Below are 26,804 nucleotides of genomic sequence, written 5' to 3'. Positions count from 1 at the left end.
GTGGCCGGCGCACGGAGGACGCGGTCGGTTGAGGCAACGCTTCGATCAACTTTCCGGTGGCGGGCCACGTCCGGCCGCGGGGGTGGCGTCTCGGGCGTGGGGCGTCAGCGGACGTTCGTCCGCTTGAGGAAGTCGATGATGAACGGCGCCGAGCCGGTGACGCCGTTGTCGCCCACCTCGTTGTAGGCGGCGACGGCGATGTCGCCGCGTGCGGCGACCATCCACGTGTGGGTGTCCGGCGGGTTCTTCGTGCCGAACTCGGCCGTGCCGGTCTTGGCGTACTCGACACCGAGCGGCGCGAGCACGGTGCCGGAGCCCTCCTGCACGACGGCCCGCATCTCCTGGCGCAGCACCTGCGCCTCCTCCGGCCGCAGGGGCGTCGCCGGCGCCGGCAGCGCCGGGCTGCCCTTGACGAGCACCGGCCGGACCGTCTGGCCCTTGACGACCGATGCGACGACGAGGGCCATCGTCAGCGGCGACGCCTCGACGCGTCCCTGCCCGATGAACGACGCCGCGTGCTCGACGGTGTCGTCGGTGGCGGGCACCGAACCGAGGAAGCCGGTGAAGGGCAGGTCGAGCTTCTCGCCCATGCCGAGCGACTGCGCGGCCGTGGCCAGCTCGGCCTGGCTCACCTTCCGGTACTGGCTGATGAAGGCCGTGTTGCACGAGAACGCGAGGGCGGTCTGCATCGGGATGTCACCGAGGTGCTGCTTCGGGTAGGTCGTGTAGTTGCTGAAGCGCCGGCCGTCGACGGTGATCGAGTCGGTGCACGGCAGCGTCGTCGCGGCCGTCGCACCCTTGCGGACCAGGGCGAGCGAGCTCGCGATCTTGAACGTCGAGCCGGGAGGGTTGCGGCCGGCGAGCGCGAGCGTCGAGCCGTTCGCTCCGGGGCCGACCGCGGCGGCGAGCACCTCACCGGTCGAGATGCGGACGGCCACGAGGGCCGTGGGGCGCTGGGTCTGGCGGGCGAGCGCCGCCTCGGCGGCGGCCTGCAGCTTCTCGTCGAGCGTCACGGTGACGGGGGTACCGTCCGTGGACTGCTCGGCGAAGACCTCCCGCTTGTCGAGGACGCTGCCGTCTGCGCCGCGCCGGACCGCCTGCACGGCGAGGCCCGGCCGACCGCGCAGCCGGGCGTCGTAGCGGTACTCGAGGCCGTTCTTGCCGATGGTGTCGCCGGCCTCGAGGACGCCCTTGGACCGCGTGACGTCCTCGGCGGACACCTCCCCGACGGTGCCGAGGATGGGCGCCGCGAAGGTGCGGCTGGGACCGAGCACCTGGAGCGCCGGCACGGTGACGGCGCCCGGGACCCGGTCGATGGCCTGGGCGTTCCTCGTCAGCGTCGGGTCGTCCGCGCGGAAGGTGATGGCCTCGACGAAGGCCTTGCTGCCCGCCTGCGACACCTTCGCGGCGTAGCGGCCGGGGTCGACGCCGACGAGCGCCGCCAGCCGGCGCGCCGACGCCGTGGCGGCGGACCCCGACGCCTTCGTCTTGTCGATGCCGACGACGGCCACCTCGCGCTCGGTCATGAGCTTGGCGCCGTTGCGGTCGAGGATGTCGGCGCGTCGCGGCCACGTGCGCGCCAGGGCGAGGCCCTCGTCGGAGCGCAGGTCGGGCGCGACGACCCGCGGGCTCCACGTCACCTGCCACGTGCCGTCGACGAGGGTGAGGTCGGCCTGCGTCGTGTACGTCCAGTCGGTCGGGGACGCGGACACGTCCCACGTCGTCGCGAAGGTGGCCGTGGCCCGCTCGGACCCCTCGGCGTGGGTCATCCGCTGGAGGGTCACGGCCGGACGCTTGCCGTCCATGCCCTTGAAGGCGGCCGCGAGGAAGGCGTTGACCTTCTGCGCCGTGGTGCCCCTGAGGGCGACGCCCGTCACGTCGGCCCTGCTCAGGCCGGCCGCGAGCGCGCGAGCGGTGTCGTCGGGCGCGGGCGGCTGCTCGAACATCGAGCAGCCGGCGCCGAGGCCGCCGACGACGGCCGCAGCCACAGCGGCGGCCGCGGCTCTCCTCATCCCGGTCCTGGGCAGCATGGCCCCACCGTACGGGGCGGGCGCCACGCCGGATCGGCCGGTCGCCGCGTCGTGCTGTCGACCGGCACACGCCCCGGCGCGGCGCCGGTGGCTTCGGTGGCGCCGGTGGCGCCGGTGACGACGGGAGCGACGGGCACCGGGGACCGGGGACCGGAGCGGCGCGACGACGAGGGCCACGCCGAGGGCCACGGGCAGCCACCACCACGACAGGTGGGTGGGCAGCAGGGCGGTGACGAAGACACCGCGCGCGTCCGCCGCGAGCCCGCCCAGCGTCCCGGGGAGGCCGACACCCGTGCGCAGCCCGCCGGCGAGGTGCTCGAACGCGGCCGAGGCGGCCTGGGTCACGGCGACGGCGACGACGACGCCGGCCCACCCGGCGACGCGTCGGCGGCTCGTGCCGCCGACCCGGGCCAGAGCGAGACCGGCGACGAGGCCGACGGTGGCGGGCGCGGTCCACTGGACGACCGAGCCGGCATCCTCGGCGCCGAGGGCCACGACGACGAGGCGCGTCGTCCAGGCCCCGGCCGCCACGGCCACCGGCGCCGCGGCGAGGGCCGCGACGCCCGGCCGTGCGAGGGCCATGACCGCACCGAGCCCGGCCCCGAGGAGGGAACCGGCGACGGCGACGGCCGCGATGCCGACCAGGACGCGGTCGTCCCGGTCGAAGTCGCTGCCGAGCTGCCGGGTCGCGCCCGCCGACTGGACCACCGAGTAGGCCGTGGCGGCGAGCGCACCCACCACGGCGGCTGCCGCGGGCAGCACCCTTCGTCCCGCGTCGCGGCGCACCCAACGGACGCAGAGACCGGCAGCGGCGCCGCCGACGAGCGTCATCGCCAGCAGCAGCGGGAGGAACACCGTCCGGAACGGCAGGAGCGTGACGTAGCCCCCGCTCGCCTCACCCGTGACGGCGTCGGCGACCCAGTACCGGGGTGAGGACGCGCCGAGGGCGTCGACGATCCAGGGCAGCGCCCCGACGACCCACCAGGCGGTCGCGGCGAGGGGCGCGACGGGCCAGACGAGGGTGCGGGCGTACCGGAGTCGTGCCTCTGGGCTGAAGCGGCGGGCAGCGGTGTCCACCGGGAGATCCGATCACGTCGGGCGCGCCCGCGCCAGTCCTCCGACGACCGTCAACCCCGCTCCGGACGCCACAGCTGCACCGACGCGACCGGCTCGAATCCCGCTGAGAGGAAAGCGCGCAGGGCCCGCGCGTTGCCCGGCGCACACGTCGCGACGACGACCTCGTCCTCGGGGACGAGGGTCAGGCTGTCGCGGACGACCTCGGTGCCGGACCGCTCCCGCGCCGGGTCGGTCTCGACGCCGACCTCGGGCAGCCCACCGAGCCCCAGCGACAGGGTGACGAGGGTCTTGTCGCGGGCCTGCGGGTAGCCGAAGGTGCGGACGCTGCTGCGGACCGCGGTGGCGTGCTCGGCGCGCGGGTGGTTGCGCAGGTCGCTGCGGGGCACGAGGGCCGGCTCGCCGCCGCGGCCGCGCGCGACGAGCACGACGTCGAGGGAGTCGATCCAGCCGCCCGCGGCGAGGGCCGACACGACGCGCGGGTTGCTCGCGCCGCCGAAGCCGTCCGCCCCGAGCCCGTCGAGGTGGTCGTCGTGGACGTCGTCGGCGACCGCGAGCACGGCGTGGCCCGTGAAGGCGATGACGCCCTCGATGCCCTCGCGCCACGGTGGGACGCGCCGCCAGGCACCGTCGACGGCGGGGAAGTGGCCCGTGGCGGCGTGGGTCAGGACGGAGGCGATCGGGTGCACGCGCTCCATACAACCCCTCCGGTCCGCCGGGCGCTCGCCGTCGTCCACGGGATGACCACTGCCGGTAGGGTCGGGTCATGTCCCGACCGCACGCGGCCGCCGTCGTCGAGGACGCGGTCGACCGCCAGGTCGAGCGCGTCCTGCGCGGACGTGGATGGGGCAACAAGGTCGTCACGCACATCGGCTACGGGTCCACCGACTTCGTCCGCGTCTTCGCCCGAGTCATCCTGCAGCGCAGGGGCAAGGCCGGCCCGCCGAGCCGTCAGGACGCCACCGGCGCGCTCGCTCCCGCGCGCTACGACCGCGGCTGGCGCGTCTTCGTCACGGCCCACGCGAGCGGTGTCCCCGTCACGGTGACGATCGGCGACCGTGAGGTCTACGGCCGCACCGACCGCGGCGGGTACGTCGACCTCGTCGCCCACGACCACGGCCTGGCGCCGGGGTGGCAGCAGGTGGTCGTCCAGGCGCGCGGGGCCGACCCGGTGCCGGCGGACGTGTTCATCGTCGGCGACGACGTGCGGTTCGGCATCGTCAGCGACATCGACGACACCGTCATCACGACGATGCTGCCCCGCCCGATGATCGCGGCGTGGAACACCTTCGTGCGCCGAGGCAAGACGCGCCGCGCCGTCAGCGGCATGGCGCCCTTCTACCGGCGCGTGCTCGCCGCCCACCCGGGTGCACCCATCGTCTACGTGTCGACGGGCGCGTGGAACACGACGCCGACCCTGACCCGGTTCCTCGTCGACAACGGGTTCCCGCTCGGGCCGCTGCTGCTCACCGACTGGGGTCCGACGAACACCGGCTGGTTCCGCAGCGGGCAGGACCACAAGCGCACCTGCCTGCACCGCCTGGCCCGCGACTTCCCGGACATCACGTGGCTGCTCGTCGGCGACGACGGCCAGCACGACCCCGCGCTCTACTCCGAGTTCGCGGAGGCACGCCCGGACCGGGTCGACGCCATCTGCATCCGGCAGCTGACGCCGGCCGAGCAGGTCCTGTCCAACCCCATCAAGCTCGACCCGCCGCTGCGGCCGTGGGCCGCGCGCACGGTCCAGACGTTCTCGGCGCCGGACGGGCACGAGCTGCTGCGCCTCCTCGAGGACCACGGACGGGTCGGCGAGCCGGTCGCGGCCGACCAGCAGCCGTCGCGTCCGGGCCGCGACGTCGCCACCGGGTGACAGACTGACGCCATGCCGGAGCTGCCCGAGGTGCAGGCACTCGTCGACTTCCTCGTCGAGCGGACGGCCGGTCTTGCCGTCGCCACGGTCGAGCTCGCCTCGTTCAGCGTCCTCAAGACGTTCGACCCGCCGCCGCAGGCGCTCGAGGGCGTGCCCGTCGACGGCGTCCACCGGCACGGCAAGTTCCTCGACATCGACGCCGACGGCACCCACCTCGTCTTCCACCTCGCGCGCGCCGGCTGGCTGCGCTGGTCCGACCAGCTGCCGGCGACGGTCCTGCGGCCGGGCAAGTCGCCCATCGCCCTGCGGGTGCGGCTGTCGGACGGCTCGGGCTTCGACCTGACCGAGGCGGGCACGAAGAAGTCGCTCGCGGCCTACATCGTCCGCGACCCGAACGAGGTGCCGGGCATCGCCCGCCTCGGCCCGGACCCCCTCGCCGAGGACTTCACCCGCGAGCGGTTCGGCGAGATCCTCGAGGGTCGCCGCACCCAGATCAAGGGTCTGCTGCGCGACCAGGAGGTCATCGCCGGGGTCGGCAACGCCTACTCCGACGAGGTGCTGCACGTCGCGAAGGTCAGCCCCTTCGCCATCGCCGGGTCGCTCGCGCCCGACGTCGTCGACCGGCTCTACCGTGCGCTGCGCGAGACGCTCGCCTCGGCCGTCGCCACGGCGTCGGGCAAGCCGGCCAAGGAGCTCAAGGACGCCAAGCGCGCCGGCATGCGCGTGCACGCCCGCACCGGGCAGACGTGTCCCGAGTGCGGCGACGTCGTGCGGGAGGTCTCGTTCGCCGACACGTCGTTGCAGTACTGCGCCACGTGCCAGACCGGTGGCAAGCCGCTCGCCGACCGGCGGATGTCCAAGCTGCTCAAGTGACCCGGTTCGTCCGGAGTGCAACGGTTCGGTCGCCGTGGTTGTCTGCACCGTCATGAAGCCGATCCTTCGCGCCCCCTCCACCGCCCTGCTGCCGGCCGCCCTGCTGACCGTCCTCGCCACGGCGGCGTGCGGCTCCGTCGCGTCGCCAGGTTCGGGGTCCTCCGACGGTACGACGGTCGTCGGCTCCACCCTGCCGGCGCCGACCGACGGCACCGGCGCGGGTGCATCGGGTCGGGCCACGGGCAGCGCCGGAGGGGTACGGCTCGTCGCGAGCGCGGCACCCGGCGCACCGGCGCACGCGAGCGGTGTCAAGGCCGAGCCCGGCGTCGTCGTGGAGTACACGTTGACCAACACCGGGTCGAGGCCACTCGCCGCCTACGACATCGTGCCGGACTCGCTCGGCTCGGCGGTCCTGCCGGCCGACGTCGACCGCGAGCACGCGTGGGTCTACGCGCACGAGGGCACGGTGCGCGTCAGCAAGCAGGGGTTCGCCACGGCGCCGAACGTGCGCTTCGCCGCGGCGCCGACGATGGGGGCCCGCGCGCTGCCCGCCGGAGGGACGCTCACCGGCCGCGCCTTCGTGCCGACGCCGCTCGCCCTCGCGGTCCCGGGTGCCGCCTTCACCGCGCCGCAGGACCCGCTGCCGCCGGCCGCAGGTGCCTTCTCCTTCTGCGTGCAGGTCGGCCCGGCGGGGCCGCAGCTGCGGCCCTCACCGACGGTGCGCGGCGTCCTCCAGGCCCCGGTGGCCGCCCCGTCGGGTGCCGCTCTCGTGTGCACCGACCCGCTGACGGTGCCGGTGTCCTGAGCCAGCTCAGTCGCCCCCGCCCTGGGGCTAGATGATGCGGGGGTCGCCGTCGGCGACGACCTTCTTGCCCGCACGCTCCCACTCGAGCATGCCGCCCTCGACGTTGGCGACGTCGTAGCCCTGCATGACGAGCCACTGGACGGCCCGGGCCGAGCGGCCGCCCATGCGGCACACGATGCCGACGGTCTCGTCGGTGTCGGGCAGCTCACCGAGGCGGGCGGGCAGCTCACCGAGCGGGATGTGGACGGCGTTGGGGGCGTGGCCGGCGGCCCACTCGTCGGGCTCGCGCACGTCGACCATGACGGCGTCGTCGGGCAGCTGGGAGACGGTCGTCGTCGGGATGCTCATGCCCTCCATCGTGACACGACCGGACCGGGCCACGACCGAGCCTCGGCCGAGCCACGGCCGAGGCAGGACCGGGCCACCACGGGCCGGCACTATCGTGAGCGCGGTGAAGATCCTGTCGATCCAGTCTCACGTCGCGTACGGCCATGCCGGCAACTCGGCGGCGGTCTTCCCGCTCCAGCGCCTCGGCCACGACGTCTACCCGGTGCTCACCGTGACGTTCTCGAACCACACCGGCTACGGCGCGACCCGCGGCCCGCTCATCCCGCCGGCCGACGTCGCCGAGGTGATCACCGGTGTCGAGGAGCGGGGCGCCTTCCCCTCGATCGACGCGGTGCTCTCCGGCTACCAGGGTGCCGAGTCCGTCGGCGAGGTCGTGCTCGACGCGGTGGCCCGTGTCAAGGCCGCCAACCCCGACGCGGTCTACTGCTGCGACCCGGTCATGGGCGACGTCGGGCGCGGGTTCTTCGTCCGCGAGGGCATCCCCGAGTACATGCGCGACCACGTCGTCCCGCGGGCCGACATCGTGACGCCGAACCAGTTCGAGCTCGAGTTCCTCTCGGGCCGGAGCGTCGAGAGCCAGGACGACCTCCTCGCGGCCGCCGACCACCTGCGCGCGTCGGGACCCGCCGTCGTGCTGGTGACGAGCGCCCTGACCTCCGACACCCCGGAGGGCTCGATCCAGATGGCGTGCGTCACCGCCGACGGCGCCTGGCTCGTGACGACGCCGATGCTGCCGATGACGGTCCGCGGAGGTGGTGACGTCACCGCGGCGGTCTTCCTCGCCCACCACCTCACGGACGGGCCCGAGGCGGCGCTGCGGCGCACCGCCGCCACGATGTACGCGGTGCTCGAGCGGACCCACGCCAGCGGCTCCGACGAGATGCTGCTCGTCGCCGAGCAGGACGCCATCGCCGACCCCGACGAGAAATTCGAGATCGTGCGGGTTCGATGACCCACTCGGCCCCCAGAGCCGTTATAGTCACAGGCGCGCCGTTCCGCATGACCACCCCTGACCGTGCGGAACGGCGCCTTTTTGTCCTGTTTTCAGTGGAATTCGCTTCCACCGAAGAGTGACCCCCCACGGACCCGGCCAGGCTCCGGCGCAACCGCCGACACGCTCTCGCCCCGTATGCGGATGTCTCCGGTGAAGCGTAGACAGACGTATAGCCTCCGAGCGTGGACCCGATCACCAACCCGTACGCCCCGGGCGCGGGCCAGCGTCCGCCCGAGCTCGCGGGCCGCGACGAGCAGCTGCGCACCTTCGACGTCGTCCTCGAGCGCATCGCGCGCGGACGCTCCGAGCGCTCGATCGTGCTCACCGGCCTGCGCGGCGTCGGCAAGACCGTCCTGCTCAACGCCCTGCGGTCATCTGCCGTGCGGGCCGACTGGGGCACCGGCAAGTTCGAGGCGCGGCCCGACCAGCGGCTGCGCCGCCCGCTCGCCGCGGCCGCTCACCAGGCCGTCCGTGAGCTGGGCCACCCCCGCGGCGAGGTCGTGGACCAGGTGCTCGGCACGATCAAGGCCTTCGCCCTGCGCGACAACCCGCCGGGTGCCCGGCTGCGCGACCGGTGGCAGCCGGGCATCGACGTGCCGACCGTGTCCGGCCGGGCCGACAGCGGTGACATCGAGATCGACCTCGTCGAGCTGTTCACCGACATCGGGGGGCTCGCGGCCGACGTCGGCAAGGGCATCGCGTTCTTCATCGACGAGATGCAGGACCTCGACCCCGACGACGTCTCGGCGCTGTGCGCGGCCTGCCACGAGATCTCCCAGTCGGGGCTCCCGGTCATCGTCGTCGGCGCCGGCCTGCCCCACCTGCCCGCGGTGCTGTCCGCCTCGAAGTCCTACTCCGAGAGGCTGTTCCGCTACTCGCGCATCGACCGGTTGCCGCGTGAGGCCGCCGACCACGCCCTCGTCGGGCCGGCGGCCGAGGAGGGCTGCGCGTTCACGCCGGAGGCGCTCGACGAGATGTACGCCGTGACCGCCGGCTACCCGTACTTCATCCAGGCCTACGGCAAGGTCGTGTGGGACGTCGCCCCCACCTCGCCGGTCACCGCCCAGGACATCCGGGTCGCGGTACCCGAGGCCGAGAGCGAGCTCGCGGTCGGGTTCTTCGGCTCCCGCTTCGAGCGCGCGACCCCCGCCGAGCGGGAGTACCTGCGGGCCATGGCCGACGCCGCCATCGCCGAACCCGCTGCGCCGCAGGAGGACTCCCACGCAGAGGAACGTGAGGCCGTACCGACGTCGGCCGTCGCCGAGGTGCTCGGCCGGAAGCCGCAGTCGCTGTCACCGGCCCGTGACTCGCTCATCAAGAAGGGCCTCATCTACTCCGGTGAGCGCGGCCTCATCGCCTTCACCGTCCCGCACTTCGGCCGCTACCTGCGCACGCAGTCCTGACCGGGCTCGGGCCGGGCCCAGCGCCTCGCCGGCGCCTGGACCCGCGACGATGACGACGGGTAGCCGCGACCGGGTACGTACGGGAGCGTCCGCAGACCCGCCGTCCACCCCGGGAGACGTCGTGCCGACGCATCGCCTCGAATCGGTCGCGCCCGCGCTCGCGGCGCGCATCGGTCGCGCGAGCAGCGGCGGTGCCCGTCGGTTCGCCTTCGCCGCGGCGCGGCTCGCGTGCGGGGTCGCCGGCGTCCATGACCGGACCGCCCTCGACATCGCGCGCGACGGCATCGCCGCGGGGCCCGGCATCGACGAGCTCGTCAGCCTGTGGGAGCTCGAGCGCCGCCTCGACGCCGCGTGCGACGGGGGCCTGGACCCCGACGCCGGCTACCCCGACCCCGAGACGTTGCGGCTGCACGACGAGTGCGCAGAGGCCAAGGCGGTCGCCTCGGTCATCGCCGCGCTCAAGCCCGACGCGCACACCGCCGCGCGCGAGTCGGCCTACGCGGCGTGGGCCGCGGGTTGCGAGCCGGCCGCGCTCGGCGCCCTCGCGGCGCACCTGGAGAACACCGACGAGCCCGGCTCCTGACGGGGACACGGCCGTAGTGGGTGCGCACCCTAGGGTGGGGCGCATGAGCGGACCGGGGCGTCGGTGCGGTGACGGGGTCGCCCGGGGTCCGGCCGCGTGACCCACCTCGTGACCCACCTCGTGACCCACCTCGTGACCCACCTCGTCGGTTCCGCTGTCGCACTCGCGCTCGCCCTGGGGTTCCTCCGCCTCGCCGGGTGGTGGCGGCGCCGCGACCCCCGGCGGTGGCGCATCGGTGTTGCGCTCACCGCCGCGGGCTGGCTTGCCGCCGTGGCGCTCCTCCAGCCGCTCGACGCACTCGACGGCCCGCTCGGTGACGGCGTCGTCGCGCTCACCCTGCCGTGGGCGGTGTCACTCGTCGTCGGCACCGTGCTCGTCGTCAACGGCGCGCGCCTGGTGGGCCCCGAGGGCCGCACCCTCGGCACGCTCCTGTCCTTCGTCGTCGGCGTCGCGATGACGGGGGTCACGGCCCTCGGCGTGGCTCTCGTCTGGTTCGGCGCGGGCTCGGGCACCCGCGCCGGCGCCGGGTCGACCGCCCTGCCGGCGGTCTGCCTCGTCGTGCTGCTCCTGCCCGGCTACCCGGCCCTCGTGATCGTCAGCTACCTGCTGTACTGCGTCGCCTACCTGCGTCGCGCGCCGCGTCCCGCGCCCGTCGCGATCGTCGTGCTCGGGTCGGGGCTCGTGGGCGGCCAGGTCCCGCGGCTGCTCGCCCACCGGCTCGATGCCGCGCTCGCGCTGCTCCGCGCGGAGGAGGCCCACGGACGCTGCCCCCTGCTCGTGCCCTCGGGCGGCCAGGGTGAGGACGAGCCGGTGTCCGAGGGTGCGGCGATGACGGCCTACCTCCTCGACCGCGGCGTCGACCCGGCGCGCATCGTCACCGAGGACCGGGCGACGACCACCGAGGAGAACCTCGTCCGGTCGCTGCGCCTGCTCGAGGAGCGTGGCGTCACCGGGCGGCTGCGCGTCGTGACGTCGAGCTACCACGCCGGCCGCGCGGCGCTGCTGACCCGTCGCCTCGGCATCGACGCCGACGTCAGCCCGGCCCGCACCCCGTGGTCCTTCCTGCCGAGCGCCTTCCTGCGCGAGGTCGCCGCCGCCGTCACCCACCACCCGTGGGTCAACGCCGTCGGCCTGCTGCTGTGGGTGGCCTCCAGCGCCGGAGCGGCCCGGGCGGTCGCCGGCTGACGCCGGGCCGACGCCGTCCCCCGGCCCGTCAGGGTGTGCCGGCCAGCCCGGCCTCGACCGCGGCGATGATGCGCGGGCGCAGGTCGTGCGGCGCGATGACGGCGTCGACCGACCCCACGGTGACGGCGCGCTGGATGCTGTGCACGGCGTCGAACTCCGCGGCCACCTGGCCGAGCTTCTCGGCCCGCACCGAGCTGCGCACCTCGGCGAGCTCGGTGGCCAGGCGGGCGCGCTCGACGCCTGACGCCCCGGCGACCTGCTCCGCCAGCTGCGCGACGCGCGGGTCGGCGGCGGTGCGGGCGTCGACGTCACGCGAGAAGACGACGGCGGCCGCGGGCGCGCCCCCGAGCACCGACGCGAACGACCCCTCGACCGCCAGCACCGTCATGCGCGGGTTCAGCGTCTTGGAGAAGACGACGAACGCGCCGCCGTGGTACCGCGAGACGACCGTGAAGACGATCGGGCCCTCGAAGTTGACGATGGCCCGGCCGATCTCGGCGCCGTACTCGAGCTGGAGCTCACGCATCGACTCCGGCGAGCCGTCGAAGCCGGACAGGTTCGCGAGCACGACGACGGGGCGGTTGCCGCTCGCGGCGTTGATCGCACGGGCCACCTTCTTGCTCGACCGTGGGAACAGCGTGCCGGCCGTGTACGTGTCCGGGCCGTCGGTGGGTGGGAACCCGCGGCGCGGAACCGGCTTGGACTCGATGCCGATGAGGGTGACCGGGAAGCCGCCGAGGTGCGCGTCCTGGACGACGGCGGTCCCGGCGTCGGCCATGCCGGCCCAGCGCTCGAGCGGCTCGTGGTCCTGGTCGCTGACGGCCCGCATCAGGGTGCGGATGTCGAACGGCTTCTTGCGGTCGGGGTTGGTGACGGCCGAGAAGATGTCGCCGACCGTCGTGAACCCCGACTCGGGCAACGTGTGCGGGAAGAGCGTGACGTCGCGGTGGGCGGGGTCGCTCGTCGGCACGCGGCGCGGGCCGGCCTCGCCGGGGGCGACGTAGGCGTGCTCGTAGTGCGCCATGAGGATCTCGCGGGCCTCGACGAGGTCCTTGGCCCAGTACTGGGCCTGGCCGTTGGGGCCCATGACGCGGTCGTAGCCGCCGATGCCGAAGTTGTCCTCGGCGCTGACGCCACCGGAGAAGTCGAGCGACTGCTTGCCGGTCAGGACCATGGCGCTGTCGGGCGTCATGACGAGGATGCCCTTGGTGTGCATGAGCATCGTCGCCTCGGCGTTCCAGTACGGCTGGGCGCCGACGTTGATGCCGGCGACGACGATGTTGATCTCGCCGCCCGCCTGCGTGAACTCGATGATCCGCTTGAGGGCGCGGGCCACCCAGTCCATGTTCTCGGTGCCCGAGTCCATCGAGATGCGGGCGCCGGCCGACAGCGAGTACCACTCGAGCGGCACCTTCATCGCCTCGGCGAGGTCGATGGCGGCGATGACCCGCGCGCACTCGGCCTCGGCGACGGAGCCGAGCGAGCGCAGCGGGTCGCCCGACAGCACCACGCGCGTCACACCCTGCGGGTGCCGCTGCGTCGGCGTCGTGACGACGGCGACGATGATGCCCGCCTTGTTCAGCCCGACGGGACGGTCGACGGGCACGAGGACACCGGTGTCGTCGAGGTCGTGCTCGACGACGGTGCCGCCCTGGCCGGCGATCATCGACTGCAGCTCGTACGGGTAGACGAGGCCCCGGCGGCGCGCCCGGACGACCTTCGACGCGTAGTCGTCGAGGGGAGCGAGCGGCTCGGTGGGCGGGGCGCCGACGGCCGCCTCGACGCCCGAGCCCGGCTGGTAGAAGAAGCGACCGGCGATGGGGACCGGCTTCTGGTCCGCGGCGGTGGTGACGTTCGCCTGGACGAGGACCTCCTCGATGCCGGCGCCGGCGGTGAGCGGCGCGATCTTCCCGCGCAGCGCGGTCAGCTGGCCGAGGTCGGCCTCGATGGTCGGCCAGATCTGCACCCACACGTGGTTCATGTCGAGGCGCGAGCCGCCGGGACCACGGGCGGCCCGGACCCGGCGGACGGCCTCGAGGCACTGGGCGATGGCACGCTCGACGTGCGGCAGGCCGGACACCTGGCCGTGCTCGTCGCGGACGACGACGACCTGGCGGACCTGGGCGAGCGCGACGAGGCGTCGGTCCTCGGGGTTGTCCTTGGCGACGCACTCGTAGAGCAGGACGTCCTCGGGGGCCTCGAGGCGCGTCACGTCGAACGCGCTGAGCCGCCACAGGTTGAGGCGGCGGCCGACCATCGGGTGCACCCCGCGGACGAGGCGGTCCTCGACGAGGCGCCCCTCGACGGGCCGGAAGGTGAAGTAGTCGACGTGCCGGTCGGTGCCGCCGCTGACGCACACGGCCACGCGCCGTGTGTCGCGCGCGAACGGCAGCTCCTGGAGCAGCGCCGCGAGGAGGTCGCTCGCCTCGTCCGGCGACTCCGGCTCGTCGGGCCACCGCAGGTAGAGGTCGACGACGGACTGGCTGCCCTCGGGGCGGGCCCAGACGTCGGCCGACACCGCGGTGTCGAGGGCGCTGCCGGGGGTGAGCTCGTCGACGGCACCGATGCTCGAGGTCAGGTGCGTCGGGCGGCCGTCGAGGGTGTAGTCGGCCGTGGCGAACGGGCGGCCGGCCTCGGTGAAGGTGCGAAGGGCGTGCAGCTCGTGCTCGCGGTAGTGCCGCTTGATGAGCACCTCGAGCATCGGCTCGTGCTGCTGCAGGCCGGCCTCGGTGTCGACCGACGCGTGCAGCCGCTCGGCGAGGAACCGGACGATCTGCTCCGGGATCACCGCGAGCTCGTCGACGCGCAGGGAGCGGTCGGGGGCGTCGGGGTCGGCCGCGAGCGCGGCCACCTTGTCACGGACGCCGGCCAGGACGCTCGCGCGCTCGGCGTCGACGAGCGGTTGGTCGAACCAGCGGAACCGGACGCTGCGGGCCAGGTCGCCGACGACCGGGAAGCGCAGCTGGGTCGCGACGACGAGCCGGTCGAGGGCGTCGCGGGCCGCGGCGTCGAGCGGCGCCGCCGGGGCCGGTTCGCCGAGCCAGCGCTGGAGCACCGACGTCGCGAACGCCACCTCGGGGGCCGAGCGCTGCTGCGACAGGAAGATGCGGAACACCGCCTCCTCCAGCTCGGGCGTGCGCTCGACGTCGGTGAGGCCGTAGTGGCGCAGGACGCGGGCGAGCTTGTCGCGGAAGTCGGTCGGCAGGCCGGCTCGGTCCGGGTCGAGGCTCTGCAGGTAGGAGTGGAAGAACTCCTTGGGGCTGTGCACGAGCAGCTCGGTGTGGCGCTCCTCGAGCGCCGGCCGGTTGCGGCTCAGCTCGGCGAAGTCGCTGATGAGGTCGAGGATCGCGATCTCCTGGGCGAGCGGCACGCGCCCCTCGGCCGCGAGCTCGTCCCGCGCGGCGAGGTAGGCGGCGAGCGTGCCGCCCTCGCCGCTGTCGGTGCCGCCGTCGAAGCCGAGGACGGTTGCCGACAGGTCGGCCAGGGCCCGCGCCGCCCGCCGGTCCGCGCCAGCGGTGCCGTTGGTCGGCTCGGGCAGGTCGAGGTCGACGCTCTCCTCGGCGGCCGGTGCGGCGTCCGCGGCCTCGTCGGCGTCCTCGAGGGGCTCGAGGCGCACGAGGGGCGCACCGGTCTCGACCTGGCTGCCGACGCTCGCGAGGATCGCGCGGACCCGCGAGGCGACGGGCGCGGCCAGCACCGTCTCCATCTTCATCGACTCGAGGACGAGCACGGGGGCGCCCGCCGCCACCTCGGCACCGACCTCGACCGGCGTCGCGACGACGAGCGCCGGCGCGGGCGAGCGGACGACGCCGCCCTCGTCCCGCGAGACGCGGTGCGTGACGCCGTCGACCTCGACGAGCTGCACGGGACCGTGCGTGGCCGTGACGAGGCGGTGGCTGCGGCCCTCGACGCTGATGCGCCCGGCGTACTCGTCGATGAGGTCGAGCTCGGCGTCGACGAGGTGCTCGGCGCCCCCGCCGGTGACGGTGACGCGGTAGCGGTGCGAGGCGGTGCGCAGGACGGTGACCTTGTACGCGGTGCCGCGCAGCTTGAGGTCGATGGCGCGGCCGACGGTGTGCTGGACCTGGGGGCGGCCACCCCGGGCGGACTCGAACAGCCGCGCCCGCTCGATGGCCTCGGCGTCCTCGTAGGCCTCGATGCCGGCGGCGACCAGCGCGACGCCGGAGTGCCGGTGCGACACGAGGCGGCCCTCGGCACGGACCCGGTCGATCCACCCGGTGTCGGCCGACCCGTCGACGACCTCGGGCTGGTCGAGCAGGTCGAGGATGAACGACTTGTTCGTCGAGCCGCCCTCGATGACGACGGTCGTCTCGGCCATGGCGCGGCGCAGCCGGGCCAGCGCCTCGTCGCGGTCGCGGCCGTAGGCGATGATCTTGGCGATCATCGAGTCGAAGTCGGCCGGGATCGAGTCGCCTTCTCCGACACCGGTGTCGACGCGGATGCCGGGACCGGCCGGGAACTGCAGCAGGCTGATGCGGCCCGGGCTCGGGGCGAAGTCGCGGTCGGGGTCCTCGGCGTTGAGCCGGGCCTCGACGGCGTGGCCACGCTCGGTGGGCCGGCCCTGCGGGAGGTCGTCGAGGCGCCCACCGTTCGCGACGTGGATCTGCAGCTTGACGAGGTCGGTGTCGGTGACGGACTCGGTGATCGGGTGCTCGACCTGCAGCCGGGTGTTGACCTCGAGGAAGGCGAAGAAGCGCTCGCCCGGGTGGTAGAGGAACTCCACCGTGCCGGCACCGGCGTAGCCGACCGCGACGGCGAGCCGCTCGGCGCTGTCCTTGACCTCCTGCGCCTGCTCGGGCGTCAGGACGGGGGAGGCCGACTCCTCGATGACCTTCTGGTTGCGGCGCTGGATCGAGCAGTCCCGCACGCCGATGGCCCAGGCGGTGCCCTGCCCGTCGGCGATGACCTGCACCTCGATGTGCCGGGCGCCGGTGACGAGCTTCTCGAGGAAGACGACGCCCGACCCGAAGGCCCGCTGCGCCTCGTCGCGGGTGCGCTCGTACGCGTCGGTGAGGTCGGCATCGGAGTCGACGCGGCGGATGCCGCGGCCGCCGCCGCCGGCCGTCGCCTTGAGCATGAGGGGGTAGCCGATGCGGGCCGCCGCGGCCGTGGCGTCCGCGAGGGTGTCGACGCCGCCGCGGCTCCACGGCGCGACCGGCACGCCGACCTCCTCGGCGATGAGCTTGCTGCCGATCTTGTCGCCGAGCTTGCGCATCGCCTCGGCGCTCGGGCCGATGAAGGTGACACCGATGCGGTCGCACAGCTCGGCGAACGTCGGGTCCTCGGCGACGAAACCCCAGCCGACCCACGCGGCGTCGGCGCCGGTCGCCCGGAGCGCGCGCTCGAGGACGGTGTGGTCGAGGTAGGGGCGGTTCGCCGCCGGGCCGAGGTCGTACGCGAGGTCGGCCTCGCGGACGAACATGGCCCGGCGCTCGCCCTCGGTGTGCAGCGCGACCGTCTCGATGCGGTGACCGTCCGGGCCCGCCGCGGCGTTGAGGTCACGCACCGCGTGGATGAGCCGCATGGCGGCCTCTCCACGGTTCACGATGGCGATGCGCGAGATCATCGAGTCTCCTTCACAGGGTGCTGACGGGGTGGTGTCGCACCCTGCAGCCTTCCACGCCACCTCGGTGACCGGCGAGTAGAACGGCCGCCCGCGTCGTTCGCCCGCCGTCCCACCCCTCGGGCGCTACCGTCGCTCCCGTGGAGTGGTCGGCGTCCGGCAGCGGCTTCGGTGCGGTGCTCCGACGGCTGCGCGAGACGCGGGCGCTGACCCAGGAGGAGCTCGCCGGCCGGTCCGGCGTGAGCGCCAAGGCGATCGGGGCGCTCGAGCGCGGGGAGCGACGACGTCCCCACCCGCACACGGTCCGTGCCCTCGCGGACGCGCTGCGGCTCGACGACGCCGAACGCGCCGGGCTCGTGCGGGCCGTGCCGTCCCGGGGTGAGCCGTCGGAGGCGGGGACCGGCGCCCCACCCACGTGGGTCCCACCGGCCACCACCGGTCGGCTCGCTCCGGCCGCCGTGGCGCCGCTCTTCGGCCGGGACGAGGACCTCCTCCGCCTGGAGGGGCTGCTGGCGGGGCACGGTGCGCGGCTGGTGACCCTCACCGGCCCGGGTGGCGTCGGCAAGACGCGGCTGGCGACGGAGCTCGCGACGCGCGTCACCGACCTCTTCACGGGCGGCGTCCGGCTCGTCGACCTCGCGGCCGTGCGCGAGCCGTCGCAGGTGCTGCCGCACGTCGCCGTGGCGCTCGGCGTCGTCGAGCAGCCGGCCGGGACGGTCCCGCTCGTCGAGCAGGTGGCCGCCCACCTCGCCGACCGCCGCGTCCTGCTCGTCCTCGACAACGTCGAGCAGGTGACCGGGTGCGGGCCCGGGCTCGCCGAGCTCGTCGCGCTCGCGCCGGGGCTCACCGTCCTGGCCACGAGCCGCGCGCCCCTGCGGGTGCGCGCCGAGCAGGAGGTGCCGCTGGCAGCGCTCGCCCTGCCCCTGGCCGGGGACGGGCGTGACGTGGCGGACTCGCCCGCGGTCGCGATGTTCCTCGACCGGGCGTCCGCCGCGGGCGCGCACACGCTGCGGGACGACACGGCGCCCGCGACGCTCGCCGCGATCGCCCGCCACCTCGACGGGCTCCCGCTCGCCATCGAGCTCGCCGCCGCGGCCACCCGCGTGCTGCCCGCCGACGCCCTTCTCGCCCGGCTCGAGTCCGGCAGCGCCGACGTCGGCGTGCCCGGTCCACGCGACCTGCCGGACCGGCAGCGCAGCATGGCGACGGTCCTGGACGGCAGCGTCGAGCTGCTCCAGCCGCGGCACCGGGCCCTGTTCCTGCGCTCCGCCGTCTTCACCGGCGGGTTCTCCCTGGACTGGCTCGAGGCCGTGGAGGCGGGCGTCACCGGCCGTCCCGGCGACGCCGCGCTGCCCGGTGCCGCGCTGCACGGTGACGCCGCGCTGCCCGGCGTGGCGGCCCTCGTCGAGCAGGCCCTCGTCCTGCCGGTGCCCTCGCCCGACGGCACTCCGCGGTTCCGTCTCCTCGAGCCCGTCCGGCAGTACGCGATCGCACGGGCGCACGTCGAGGGCCACGCGCTCGCCGCGGCCGAGGCGCACGCCGTCCAGGCGCGCGAGGTGGCCCTCGCCGCGCACCGCCGGCTCTGGGCCCGCGACGTCGGGCCGGTGCTCGACCGCCTCGAGGCCGACCACGGCAACCTCCGGACAGGGTTCCTCCGGCTCCTCGAGCTGGACCGCGTCGCCGATGCGGCCGACCTCGCCGGCTCGCTCTGGCCGTACTTCGCGATGAGGGGACGCGTGCGCGAGGGGCTCGAGTGGCTCGACCGGGCCGCGGGCGCGGGCACACCGTCGGCGGCCGCGCGGGCCGCCGTCGGTCGGATGGGCCTGCTGCTCGTCGTCGGTGACGTCGTCGGCCTGCGCCGGCTGGGCGAGGTCGCGACCGGCCTGGCCGACCGGGCCGGCGAGACCCTCCTCGTCGTCGAGGCCACCCTGCTCAGTGGGCTCGGCGCGCTGTTCGCCGGGGACCTGGTCCCAGGGGAGCGGCTCCTGGCGCAGGCAGAGGGCCGCGCCGCGGACCTGGGCGGTGAGGAGGGCGGCGACGGCGACCCGCGCCGCTGGGTCCGGCTGCACGTGCAGCTCGGCCGTGGGCAGGCGGTCCTGCTCGCGGGCGACGCCGAGGCTGCGACCGGACTGCTCGAGGAGGCGGTCTCGGCGGCGAGAGCGCTCGGCAACGAGTTCGGCCTCGCCACCGCGCTCAACACGCTGGCGACGGCCCGACAGCACGCCGGTGCGGATGCCGACGCAGCGGCCCTGCTCGGCGAGTCCCTCGCCGTCTCCTTTCCGCTACGCCTCGCCTGGACGCTCGGGTACGCCGTCCCGGAGATGGCCGGTGTGGCCGCACGGTCGGGGCGGCCCGAGGCCGCAGCGTTCCTCTTCGGGGCGGCCGCCACGCTCGGTGACACAACGGCGGTGGACCCGCACTACCCGCCCTCGCGCGCCACGGTGGACGCCGGGCTGGTCGCCGCCCGGACGCGGTTGGGTCCCGACGAGTTCGCCGCCGCGTGGGAGGCGGGTCGGACCGCGACCCCGGAGGAGGTGAGCCGTTTCGCGGCAGAGGTCGCGGACGCGATCACCTCCCAAGGCGAAGCGCACGTCAGCCCCGGACGCGGCTGACGAAGCGTCGGTACTGCCGCGCGCCGACCGTGCGCACGAGCAGCCGGACCGGCAGGGGCAGCTTCGCGAGCATCGCCCGGCGCTCCTCCGGGGTGCACTCCTCCAGCAGCGCCCCGAAGAGCAGCGGCAGCTGGGACCGCGTCATCTTCTCGATCCCGTGCTCGCCGAGGCTGTCCCACTCGGCGACGGTGAGGTACCGCAGGCACAGGGGCAGGATCTCGCGCTCCTCGAGGTCCAGGTGCTGGGCGAGATCGGCGGCGAAACGCTCGAGGACGTCGGCCAGCGCCGCGCCGCGGGCCCGGGTGGGTGCCGCCTCCCAGGTGGGCAGCAGGTGCTCGACGCGCTGGAGGTGGTCCTCGATGCCGTGGTGCTGCGCCTGCATCGTCTCGACGAGCCCGGTGGAGGGCGCGGCCCGCTCCAGCAGCGCGGGCCACAGCACCGCGTCCTCACCGGTGTGGTGCATCTCGAGACCGGCGAGGACGAGGCGCACGGCCCCGGCCACGGTCCCGGCCCGTTCGACGTCCCCGTCGGCGACCTGGCGCACGAGCCCCGGCAGCAGGCGCGTCTCGCGCCGGAAGGCGCGGTGGACGATGACCATCTCGTGGACCCACGGGCGGTCCGACGTCGGGGTGGTGCTGAAGGTGGTGGCGCTCACGACAAGCCCTTTCACTGGCGTGGTGCTGACCTGTCCAGCGTGGGCGGCGGGTGCGGCACACCCCAGCCACGGCGGCTCCACAGCGCACCCACACCACCTCCACGCACCACGCACCACGCCCGAACGAGCCGGAACGAGCCGGCCGCTGCCGGACCTCGTGCGCGACCCGGTGCCCGGACGTAGGTGCCGGACGACGGTGCCGGTGGTCGGTCAGGCGGACGCGAGCTCGGCGACGACGGCCCGGACCATCCGCCGGCCGTGCTCGACCATCCGCGGGAAGGTGTGCCGGTAGTAGTCGACGCCGGTCAGCGACGGCGCGAGCGCCCAGCCGCACGCCCGGAGCCAGGTGGCGTCGTCGGGGGCGACCGCCTCACGGTACGCGTCGCGGGCGGCGCCGGTGAACGTCCAGAGGGCGGCGGCGACGTCCGGGGCAGGGTCGCCGACCCCGAGCCCGCCCCAGTCGATGACGCCGACGAGGCGGCCCGCGTCGACGACGAGGTTGCCGGGCTGCAGGTCACCGTGGATCCACACCGGCGCAGCGTCCCAGTCGGGCGCGGCGAGGCAGGTCTCCCAGGCGCGTTCGGCGGCCCGGAGGTCGAGGCCGTCGTCCTGGTCCTGCAGCCGCCCGAGCGCTCCGCGGACGGCGTCGTCGACGTGCCGCAGCGGCGCGCCGCGTGAGCCCGGTTGCCGGGAGGGGCCGCCGGTGGCGTCGACCGCGTGCAGGGCGCGGGTGAAGGCAGCCAGGTCGCGCGCGAGCGGCACGTCGTCGGAGCCGAGCCGTGGCGGCGTCGTGCCGCGCAGCCACGGCACCACGGCCCAGGCCCACGGGTAACGCCCTCCCGGGTGACCGAGGTGCGCCGGCACCGGGACCTCGGCAGGCAGGTGCGGCGCCAGCCCCGGGAGCCAGCGCGCGTCCGACGCGGCCTGCCCAGCCGCGTGGGCCACCTTCGGCATCCGCACCACGAGGTCCTCGCCGAGCCGGAAGAGCACGTTGTCCGTGCCCTCCGCGTCGTCGGGCAGCGGCGTCACCGGCCGCCCGGCCCACTGCGGGCACTGGTCCTCGACGAGTCGGCGCACCAGCGCGGGAGTGGCCCGGACCTCGTCGGCGTGCATCGGCACCCGGCCACCCTAGGCGCCGACGCCTGCGACGGGCGAACCCTTTGCGTCCCGAGCGCGGGGGTCGGGAGCGGGCCAGGACCGTCGGCGCCGACGGATAGCGTTGCGGCCCGTGACCACGATCGACGACGTCAGGCAGGCCGTCCGCACCGCGAGCGAGGTGTCGCTCGACGTCGTCCTCGGGCCGATGAAGTCGGGCAAGAGCCTCGAGCTCATCTCCCTGCTGTCGCCGTTGCAGTACACGCGCGTCAGGCACCGGGTCTACCAGTCGGCCCGGCACGTGCGCGACACCGGCGTCACCTCGCGCAGCGGCGGCGTCCTCACGACGACCAAGACCCTCGCCCTCGCCGAGGCGCTCGACGCCGAGCTCGACCTCGTCGCCGTCGACGAGGTCCACATGTTCGACGTCGCCGACATCGAGGTCGTCGGCCAGCTGCTGCGTCGCGGCACGCGCGTCGTCGTCGCGGGCATCGACCTCGACCACCGCGGCGAGCTCTTCGCGCCGGTCCGGGCCCTGCTCGAGCTCGGACCCGACGCCGTGACGTACCGGCGAGCCGTGTGCGACGTGTGCCGCGACTTCAGCGCCACCCACACCCAGGTGCTGCGTGGTGGAGTGCCGTTCCTCGACCGGCTCGGCGGAGCGGGCGGATCGGGCGGATCGGGCGGCACGCAGGCCCTTCCGGACGACGGCACGTTCTCCTACGAGGCACGCTGCCGCACGTGCTTCGTCCGCCCGCGCGACTGACGGCGCTCGTCATGGCGCTCGCCATGGGCGCCCGAGGCTCCGCGGCGTCACCGGATGACGACCACGACCCCCGCGCCTGCGCGACGCTGAGCACACCGGACACGGCCACCGGCCGATGGTGGTCGTCATCCGGAACGGCGGCGCGCGGCCCGTGTCCACGGCGCACGCGACGACGCGGCCGCTGTGCGCACGTATCAGCGCGGCGCGCTCGGGCCACTGTCGGTGATGAGCCACGACGTCGTGTTCGTGCACGGCACCCCGGTGCGGGTGCCGGGCGGTGAGTGGCGCCGCGGCGAGGGCCCGAGGGTCGTCGTCCGCTTCGGTACGCCCGTCGACGCCGGACTGCGGGCGGCGCTCGCCCGCGCGGGTGTGACCGTCCGGTTCTGGTGCCCGCCGTCGGGCGCGTGCGTCGACCTGCCCGACGCGTCGGGCCCGCTCGAGGACTCCGTGCCGGGAGCCGTCGGTGCCGTCCCGTACCGGGCCGCCGACTGCACCCGCGAGGTCGTGCCTCCCTCGGTGGCCGGCCCGGACGTCGTCGACGTGGTCGTCTTCGAGCGGGCCGAGCGCGACGCGGTCGCGCGACGGCTCCGGGACGCCGGGCACCGGGTGCTCGCCCAGGACCGGAGCAAGCTGCGGGTGCAGCTCGCGGCCGGAACGACGCGGGCCGACCTCGCCGCGGTCGTCGGCGTCAAGCTCGTGACGACGCCGCGCCTGCCGCACGTCCTCGACGACCCGCTCGACACCGCCGTCGGTGCGACCCTGCCGCGGCAGGACGGTCTCGACGGCAGCGGCGTCGTCGTCGGCGTCGTCGACACCGGCCTCGACTCCGGACGCCTCGACGACCTGCACCCCGACCTGCGCGGCCGCGTGGCAGGCCTCGTCAGCCGACCGATCGACGCCAGCTGGGACGCCGTCGCGGTGCACCCCGGTGCCGACGACGGGGCGGCCGACACCAACCGCGGCCACGGGACCTTCGTCACCGGGACCGTCGTGGGCACGGGTGCGGCGAGCCAGGGGGTCAAGCACGGGGTCGCCCCCGGCGCGCGCGTCGTCGTGCAGGCCATCGAGCAGTACGTCGATGCAAAACCCCTGCAGGAGAAGGCCTTTCCGGACGGCTACTACCTGGCCGGCCGGCCCCTCGACCTGCGCGACCTCTTCGAGACGGCCGCCGGGCAGGGCGCACGGGTCCACGTCAACGCGTGGGGCGACGCCGTCGCCGGCGCGTACACCGACGACGCGCACGAGGTCGACCTCTTCCTCGCCGAGCACCCCGACCACCTCATCCTCTACGCGTCCGGCAACCTCGGCTCCGACCCCGACGCCGACCGAGCGCCCGACGGGACGACCGTCTACTCGCCCGCCTGCGCGAAGAACGTCCTCGCCGTCGGCGCGACCGAGGGTCCGACGGCGGGCGTCGGGGAGCGTCGGGGGTGGGCCGCCTTCGAGAACGCGTCCCGCCGGTATCCCAACCCCGCCGACCGCGTCGACCCGGTCAGTGGCGAGCCCGACCGCATCGCGCTGCTCACCTCGACCGGCCCGACCCCGGACGGACGCCGCAAACCCGACCTGTGCGCCCCCGGGACGAACCTCGTGGGCCTGCGCAGCCTCGTGTCGCCGGACATCGGCAACGGCATCGCTTCGCCCCAGCCGTACTACTGCTACCGGTCGGGCACGTCGATCGCCGTCGGGGTCCTCGGCGGCGGCGCAGCCCTCGTGCTCCAGGGCTGGCAGCGGACGCGTCGGCGCCCGACCGGCCTGGGGCTCAAGGCGATTCTCCTCATGGGTGCGGCGCCCGTGCTGCGACGTGGCTCGACGACCGGGCAGCGCGAGGACCCGCAGGTGTGCGGCTGGGGACGCCTCGACGTCGCCGGCTCGCTGCCCTCGGGACCCGCGCACGTGGCCTGGCTCGTCGACACCGACGCCGACGCCCTCGACACCGGTGACCGACGCGCCTGGACGCTGCGGGTGCCGCCCGGTGGAGGTGCGGTCCGGGTGGCGCTGGCCTGGTACGACGCGCCCGACCCGCGCCTCGTCGACGACCTCGACCTGGTCGTCGCCACCCCCGACGGCACGGCGTGGTGGGGCAACCACCCCGACGGTGCGCCCGGCCGACCGGACACCGTGCACACCGTCGAGGTCGTCGACCTGCCGGCCGCGGCCGAGGGGCTGTACCGCATCGAGGTCGCCGGCAGCCGTGTCATGACCGGGCCCCGCCGGTTCGCGCTCGCCGTGCGCACCCCGCGCGGCAGCCGGCTACGGCGCACATCCGGACGTATCACCCCACCGCCGTCCTGACTCTGACTCCCACGGGGGCACGGGTCCGCCCCCGTGACGGTCTGCGAGGCAGACCGGCCACGCACAAGGCAGGAGCCACATCATGGCTGAGACGAAGACAGCGCCGCGCGCCCGCCGCACCTCGGCACGCCGTCCCACGACGGCGTCCCCGGCGGCGAGCGCATCGGCAACCACCGGCGGCGCCGACGGCGCCAACGGGTCGACGGCGTCGCGCACGTCGACGGCGCTCACCCGAGGCGCGACGCGTCCGGCAGGCGGGGTCGCGCTCGACGACACCGTGCCGGCGGGCGCCGCCACGACGCCCGCCGCCCTCGGCGCCGACGTGACCGACGAGCTCGGCCGCGTCGCCCCGACGTTCGGCAACGTCCTGTCCTCGATCGGTCTCGGCGTCGCCACGTCGCAGACCGCCCTCGACAAGGGGCTCGTCGACAGCGTCAAGGCGCTCTCGGACAAGAAGGTCAAGGTCGTCACCGACGTCATCCAGACGCTCGACGACGACGGCCTGCCCGACCTCGATGCCACCGAGCTCGTCACCTCCGAGGTCTCGGTGCTCAACTTCATCACCCCGACGGTGCACGAGTGGAAGTTCGTGCGCCTCGCGATGGACCTCGAGGTCGGCGAGATCGACAACACCCAGGCCATGACGTTCAAGCGCGAGCAGGTCTCGATCGGCTCGAACGCCGTCGGCATGTTCTGGGGCTTCCTCGGCTGGTTCGACACCCACGACGAGTCGAGGACGACGACCGTCACGTCGAGCTCCGAGCAGGAGGTCGACTGGTCACAGGGGCAGGTCCGCGTCGACGCGCTCCTCGCGCCGCGCGAGGCGAACGGGTTCACCCCGCCGGCCAACGTCGACATCGGCCCGCGCCTCTACTTCTCGCAGGGGTCGGTCACCGACACGACGGCTGCCGGCGTGCGGACGCGCTCGGTCAAGGTCCGCATCAAGGTCCTCAAGGCGTCCGGCGCCGTCAACCCGAGCAAGAACCTCGTCGTCGAGGCGACCGGGCTCGGGATCAGCTTCACGACGGGTGGTGGCTTCGGCGGCAGCACCACCAACACGGACGGCGAGGTCGAGGTCACCCTCTCGCGCGTCGTCCCCGTCGGGGCCACCGTCACGCCCCGCCAGTTCCCGGTCACCGCCTCGCTGGGGCAGGTCCGCCAGAGCAGCCAGGTCACGCTCTGACGCGTCGCAGCAGCGACGCGCGGAGCCCCCACCACGAGGAGCACACCATGAGCATCATCCCGGTCGGGGCCGGTACGGCCCCGCTCGACATCCCCAACTCCGACGTCAGCGACGAGCTCGCGCGCGCCGGGACGTCCTTCGGCGACCTCGTCGCGGGCGTCGGCCAGGCCGTCGCCACGACGCAGCGCAAGCTCAACGACACCGCCGTCACGACGACGACGGCGCTCGCCGAGACCACCGTCGACGTGCTCGCGGTCCAGGAGACCGTCTACGACGACGACGGCAACATCGACGAGTCGGTGTCGCACGAGCAGCGCCTGCCGCTCATCACTTTCATCGACCCGGTCCTCTACCAGTGGAGCCAGGTGCGCCTGCAGGGCAGCTTCGTCGCCAGCGAGCTGTCGGCCGGGGCATCGAGCACCTCGACGACCACGACCGACAGCGACGGGTCGAGCCAGGGCGGCCTGTTCGTCATCCTCGGCGGCGGTCGCACCTACCTCGACTACGACCGCACGACGACGACGGGCACGAGCGAGGTGACCTCCGACGTCTCCCGCGGCCGGATCCGCATGTACTCGGAGCTGACCCCGCGGCACGACATCGGGGTGCCGAAGCCGCGCCAGGCGGTCCAAGGGCCACGCCTGGCGGTCAGTGCCGGCGAGATCATCGACATCCCCGCGGCAGGCGGCACGCCGGCCCAGCGGACGATGCAGGTGACGGTCGAGTACTTCCGCCGTGACAGCACGCCGATCGCGGGCAAGACCATCTCGATCGAGACCTCCGGCGTGCCGTTCGAGTACGTCGGCGGCGTCGACCAGACCGACGCGGACGGCACCGTGCAGATCCTGCTGCGGCGGACCTTCCTCGACGAGGCGGCGGACCGCTCGCCGGTCGAGTCGATCGTCTCGGCGCGCATCGGCATCGTCTCCAACGACACGACCGTCGTCTTCTGACGGCCGCGACCGCCATGGGCAGCAGCAGCCCGGCCGCGGAGCTCGGCGACCTCGTCGCCGGGCTCCTCGGCGCGGTCGTCGACGCGCAGGCGACGATCGACGCCGATGCGCAAACCCGCACCGACGCGTGGCTCAACGACCCCCCAGGGGACGTGCCGGTGCCACCGCCGCTCTGGTTCACCGTCGGTTCGACGGCCCTCGAGGTGCAGCTGGCGGCGCGGGTCTCCGCGACGGTGCCGGGGCGGCCGAGCCTGATCGTGCGCACCGCGAACCCGGTCGACGCGGCGCTCCTGGGCTACGAGGCCTCGACGCAGATGCGGCTCCGGGTCGTCATGGACGCCCGGCCGCGCAGCGCTCTCCCGGCCGACCCGGCCGACCCGGCCGACCCGGCCGACCCGGCCGACCCGGCCGACCCCGACCCCACCCGGCCGCGCAGCGCTCTCCCGGCCGACCCCGATCCTGTCTCTTATACACATCTGACGCTGCCGACGACGGA

At 74.6% G+C, this 26,804-nt stretch carries 18 protein-coding genes and 1 pseudogene; 13 read left to right on the top strand and 6 right to left on the bottom strand.

What is annotated here, in order from left to right:
- Nucleotides 1-104: 104 nt before the first annotated feature.
- Nucleotides 105-3,107, bottom strand: coding sequence for a penicillin-binding transpeptidase domain-containing protein (locus ACPYOM_RS02780; RefSeq protein WP_481344804.1), 3,003 nt, complete (start codon nt 3,105-3,107; stop codon nt 105-107).
- Nucleotides 3,108-3,157: 50 nt separating this feature from the next.
- A complete protein-coding gene (locus tag ACPYOM_RS02775) occupies nt 3,158-3,802 on the bottom strand; it encodes an N-acetyltransferase (RefSeq protein WP_481340272.1) in 645 nt (214 codons plus the stop codon).
- A gap of 68 nt (nt 3,803-3,870) precedes the next feature.
- On the opposite strand from ACPYOM_RS02775, the gene ACPYOM_RS02770 reads away from it, so the two are divergent.
- Genes ACPYOM_RS02770 through ACPYOM_RS02760 form a run of 3 tightly spaced genes read left to right on the top strand, consistent with a single transcriptional unit; the run spans nt 3,871 to nt 6,652 of the window.
- A complete protein-coding gene (locus ACPYOM_RS02770; protein ID WP_481340274.1) occupies nt 3,871-4,974 on the top strand; it encodes an App1 family protein in 1,104 nt (367 codons plus the stop codon).
- A gap of 12 nt (nt 4,975-4,986) precedes the next feature.
- Nucleotides 4,987-5,847 (top strand): Fpg/Nei family DNA glycosylase, encoded by an 861-nt coding sequence (locus ACPYOM_RS02765; RefSeq protein WP_481340276.1) that lies wholly within the window; start codon nt 4,987-4,989, stop codon nt 5,845-5,847.
- Nucleotides 5,848-5,899: 52 nt separating this feature from the next.
- On the top strand, nt 5,900-6,652 hold the full coding sequence (locus ACPYOM_RS02760) for a hypothetical protein (protein ID WP_481340278.1): 753 nt from the start codon (nt 5,900-5,902) through the stop codon (nt 6,650-6,652).
- 27 nt (nt 6,653-6,679) lie between these two features.
- Here ACPYOM_RS02760 and ACPYOM_RS02755 read toward each other — a convergent pair whose 3' ends face one another.
- On the bottom strand, nt 6,680-7,009 hold the full coding sequence (locus ACPYOM_RS02755; protein ID WP_481340280.1) for a rhodanese-like domain-containing protein: 330 nt from the start codon (nt 7,007-7,009) through the stop codon (nt 6,680-6,682).
- 94 nt (nt 7,010-7,103) lie between these two features.
- Here ACPYOM_RS02755 and pdxY point away from each other — a divergent pair, with 94 nt between their 5' ends.
- From pdxY to ACPYOM_RS02735, 4 genes are all read left to right on the top strand, one after another.
- Complete coding sequence (gene pdxY / locus ACPYOM_RS02750) at nt 7,104-7,952, top strand: pyridoxal kinase PdxY (protein ID WP_481340282.1); 849 nt, start codon at nt 7,104-7,106, stop codon at nt 7,950-7,952.
- Between the two features lie 224 nt (nt 7,953-8,176).
- The gene (locus tag ACPYOM_RS02745) at nt 8,177-9,397 is read left to right on the top strand and encodes an ATP-binding protein (RefSeq protein WP_481344803.1); all 1,221 of its coding nucleotides are present in this window, start codon (nt 8,177-8,179) and stop codon (nt 9,395-9,397) included.
- Nucleotides 9,398-9,518: 121 nt separating this feature from the next.
- The gene (locus ACPYOM_RS02740; protein WP_481340286.1) at nt 9,519-9,980 is read left to right on the top strand and encodes a hypothetical protein; all 462 of its coding nucleotides are present in this window, start codon (nt 9,519-9,521) and stop codon (nt 9,978-9,980) included.
- Nucleotides 9,981-10,076: 96 nt separating this feature from the next.
- Entirely contained in the window at nt 10,077-11,165 is a 1,089-nt protein-coding gene (locus tag ACPYOM_RS02735) for a YdcF family protein (RefSeq protein WP_481344802.1), read from the top strand.
- Between the two features lie 28 nt (nt 11,166-11,193).
- On the opposite strand, the gene ACPYOM_RS02730 is transcribed toward ACPYOM_RS02735, so the two are convergent.
- Nucleotides 11,194-16,752, bottom strand: a complete 5,559-nt coding sequence (locus ACPYOM_RS02730) for an ATP-binding protein (protein ID WP_481344801.1) — start codon at nt 16,750-16,752, stop codon at nt 11,194-11,196.
- Between the two features lie 137 nt (nt 16,753-16,889).
- Here ACPYOM_RS02730 and ACPYOM_RS02725 point away from each other — a divergent pair, with 137 nt between their 5' ends.
- Entirely contained in the window at nt 16,890-19,361 is a 2,472-nt protein-coding gene (locus ACPYOM_RS02725; protein WP_481344800.1) for an ATP-binding protein, read from the top strand.
- On the opposite strand, the gene ACPYOM_RS02720 is transcribed toward ACPYOM_RS02725, so the two are convergent.
- Nucleotides 19,342-20,016 (bottom strand): hemerythrin domain-containing protein, encoded by a 675-nt coding sequence (locus tag ACPYOM_RS02720; protein WP_481344799.1) that lies wholly within the window; start codon nt 20,014-20,016, stop codon nt 19,342-19,344. The two genes, ACPYOM_RS02725 and ACPYOM_RS02720, sit on opposite strands and share 20 nt — an antisense overlap.
- Before the next feature lie 210 nt (nt 20,017-20,226).
- Nucleotides 20,227-21,129, bottom strand: coding sequence for an aminoglycoside phosphotransferase family protein (locus ACPYOM_RS02715; protein ID WP_481344822.1), 903 nt, complete (start codon nt 21,127-21,129; stop codon nt 20,227-20,229).
- A 115-nt stretch (nt 21,130-21,244) separates the two neighbouring features.
- On the opposite strand from ACPYOM_RS02715, the gene ACPYOM_RS02710 reads away from it, so the two are divergent.
- The 5 genes and pseudogenes from ACPYOM_RS02710 to ACPYOM_RS02690 all read left to right on the top strand — a co-directional run.
- Nucleotides 21,245-21,877: a thymidine kinase gene (locus ACPYOM_RS02710; protein ID WP_481344798.1), complete on the top strand. Its 633-nt coding sequence runs from the start codon at nt 21,245-21,247 to the stop codon at nt 21,875-21,877.
- A 183-nt stretch (nt 21,878-22,060) separates the two neighbouring features.
- A complete protein-coding gene (locus ACPYOM_RS02705) occupies nt 22,061-24,172 on the top strand; it encodes a S8 family serine peptidase (RefSeq protein ID WP_481344797.1) in 2,112 nt (703 codons plus the stop codon).
- Between the two features lie 82 nt (nt 24,173-24,254).
- Nucleotides 24,255-25,355: a hypothetical protein gene (locus tag ACPYOM_RS02700; protein WP_481344796.1), complete on the top strand. Its 1,101-nt coding sequence runs from the start codon at nt 24,255-24,257 to the stop codon at nt 25,353-25,355.
- A 47-nt stretch (nt 25,356-25,402) separates the two neighbouring features.
- A complete protein-coding gene (locus tag ACPYOM_RS02695) occupies nt 25,403-26,308 on the top strand; it encodes a hypothetical protein (RefSeq protein WP_481340301.1) in 906 nt (301 codons plus the stop codon).
- Between the two features lie 14 nt (nt 26,309-26,322).
- Nucleotides 26,323-26,804, top strand: a pseudogene (locus tag ACPYOM_RS02690) (hypothetical protein); the annotation flags it as partial.

The organism is Monashia sp. HAY1-2A (genome assembly GCF_056755315.1).
The sequence above is the reverse complement of the archived record's forward strand: the minus strand, read 5'-3'. Positions and strand labels throughout refer to the sequence as shown.

Excerpts from the sequence above, each read along its gene's own strand:
- ACPYOM_RS02765 (WP_481340276.1), top strand. The coding sequence starts at position 4,987 with ATGCCGGAGCTGCCCGAGGTGCAGGCACTCGTCGACTTCCTCGTCGAG.
- ACPYOM_RS02755 (WP_481340280.1), bottom strand. The coding sequence starts at position 7,009 with ATGGAGGGCATGAGCATCCCGACGACGACCGTCTCCCAGCTGCCCGAC.
- ACPYOM_RS02730 (WP_481344801.1), bottom strand. The coding sequence starts at position 16,752 with ATGATCTCGCGCATCGCCATCGTGAACCGTGGAGAGGCCGCCATGCGG.
- ACPYOM_RS02715 (WP_481344822.1), bottom strand. The coding sequence starts at position 21,129 with ATGCACGCCGACGAGGTCCGGGCCACTCCCGCGCTGGTGCGCCGACTC.
- ACPYOM_RS02760 (WP_481340278.1), top strand. The coding sequence starts at position 5,900 with ATGAAGCCGATCCTTCGCGCCCCCTCCACCGCCCTGCTGCCGGCCGCC.
- ACPYOM_RS02700 (WP_481344796.1), top strand. The coding sequence starts at position 24,255 with ATGGCTGAGACGAAGACAGCGCCGCGCGCCCGCCGCACCTCGGCACGC.
- ACPYOM_RS02770 (WP_481340274.1), top strand. The coding sequence starts at position 3,871 with ATGTCCCGACCGCACGCGGCCGCCGTCGTCGAGGACGCGGTCGACCGC.
- ACPYOM_RS02695 (WP_481340301.1), top strand. The coding sequence starts at position 25,403 with ATGAGCATCATCCCGGTCGGGGCCGGTACGGCCCCGCTCGACATCCCC.
- ACPYOM_RS02775 (WP_481340272.1), bottom strand. The coding sequence starts at position 3,802 with ATGGAGCGCGTGCACCCGATCGCCTCCGTCCTGACCCACGCCGCCACG.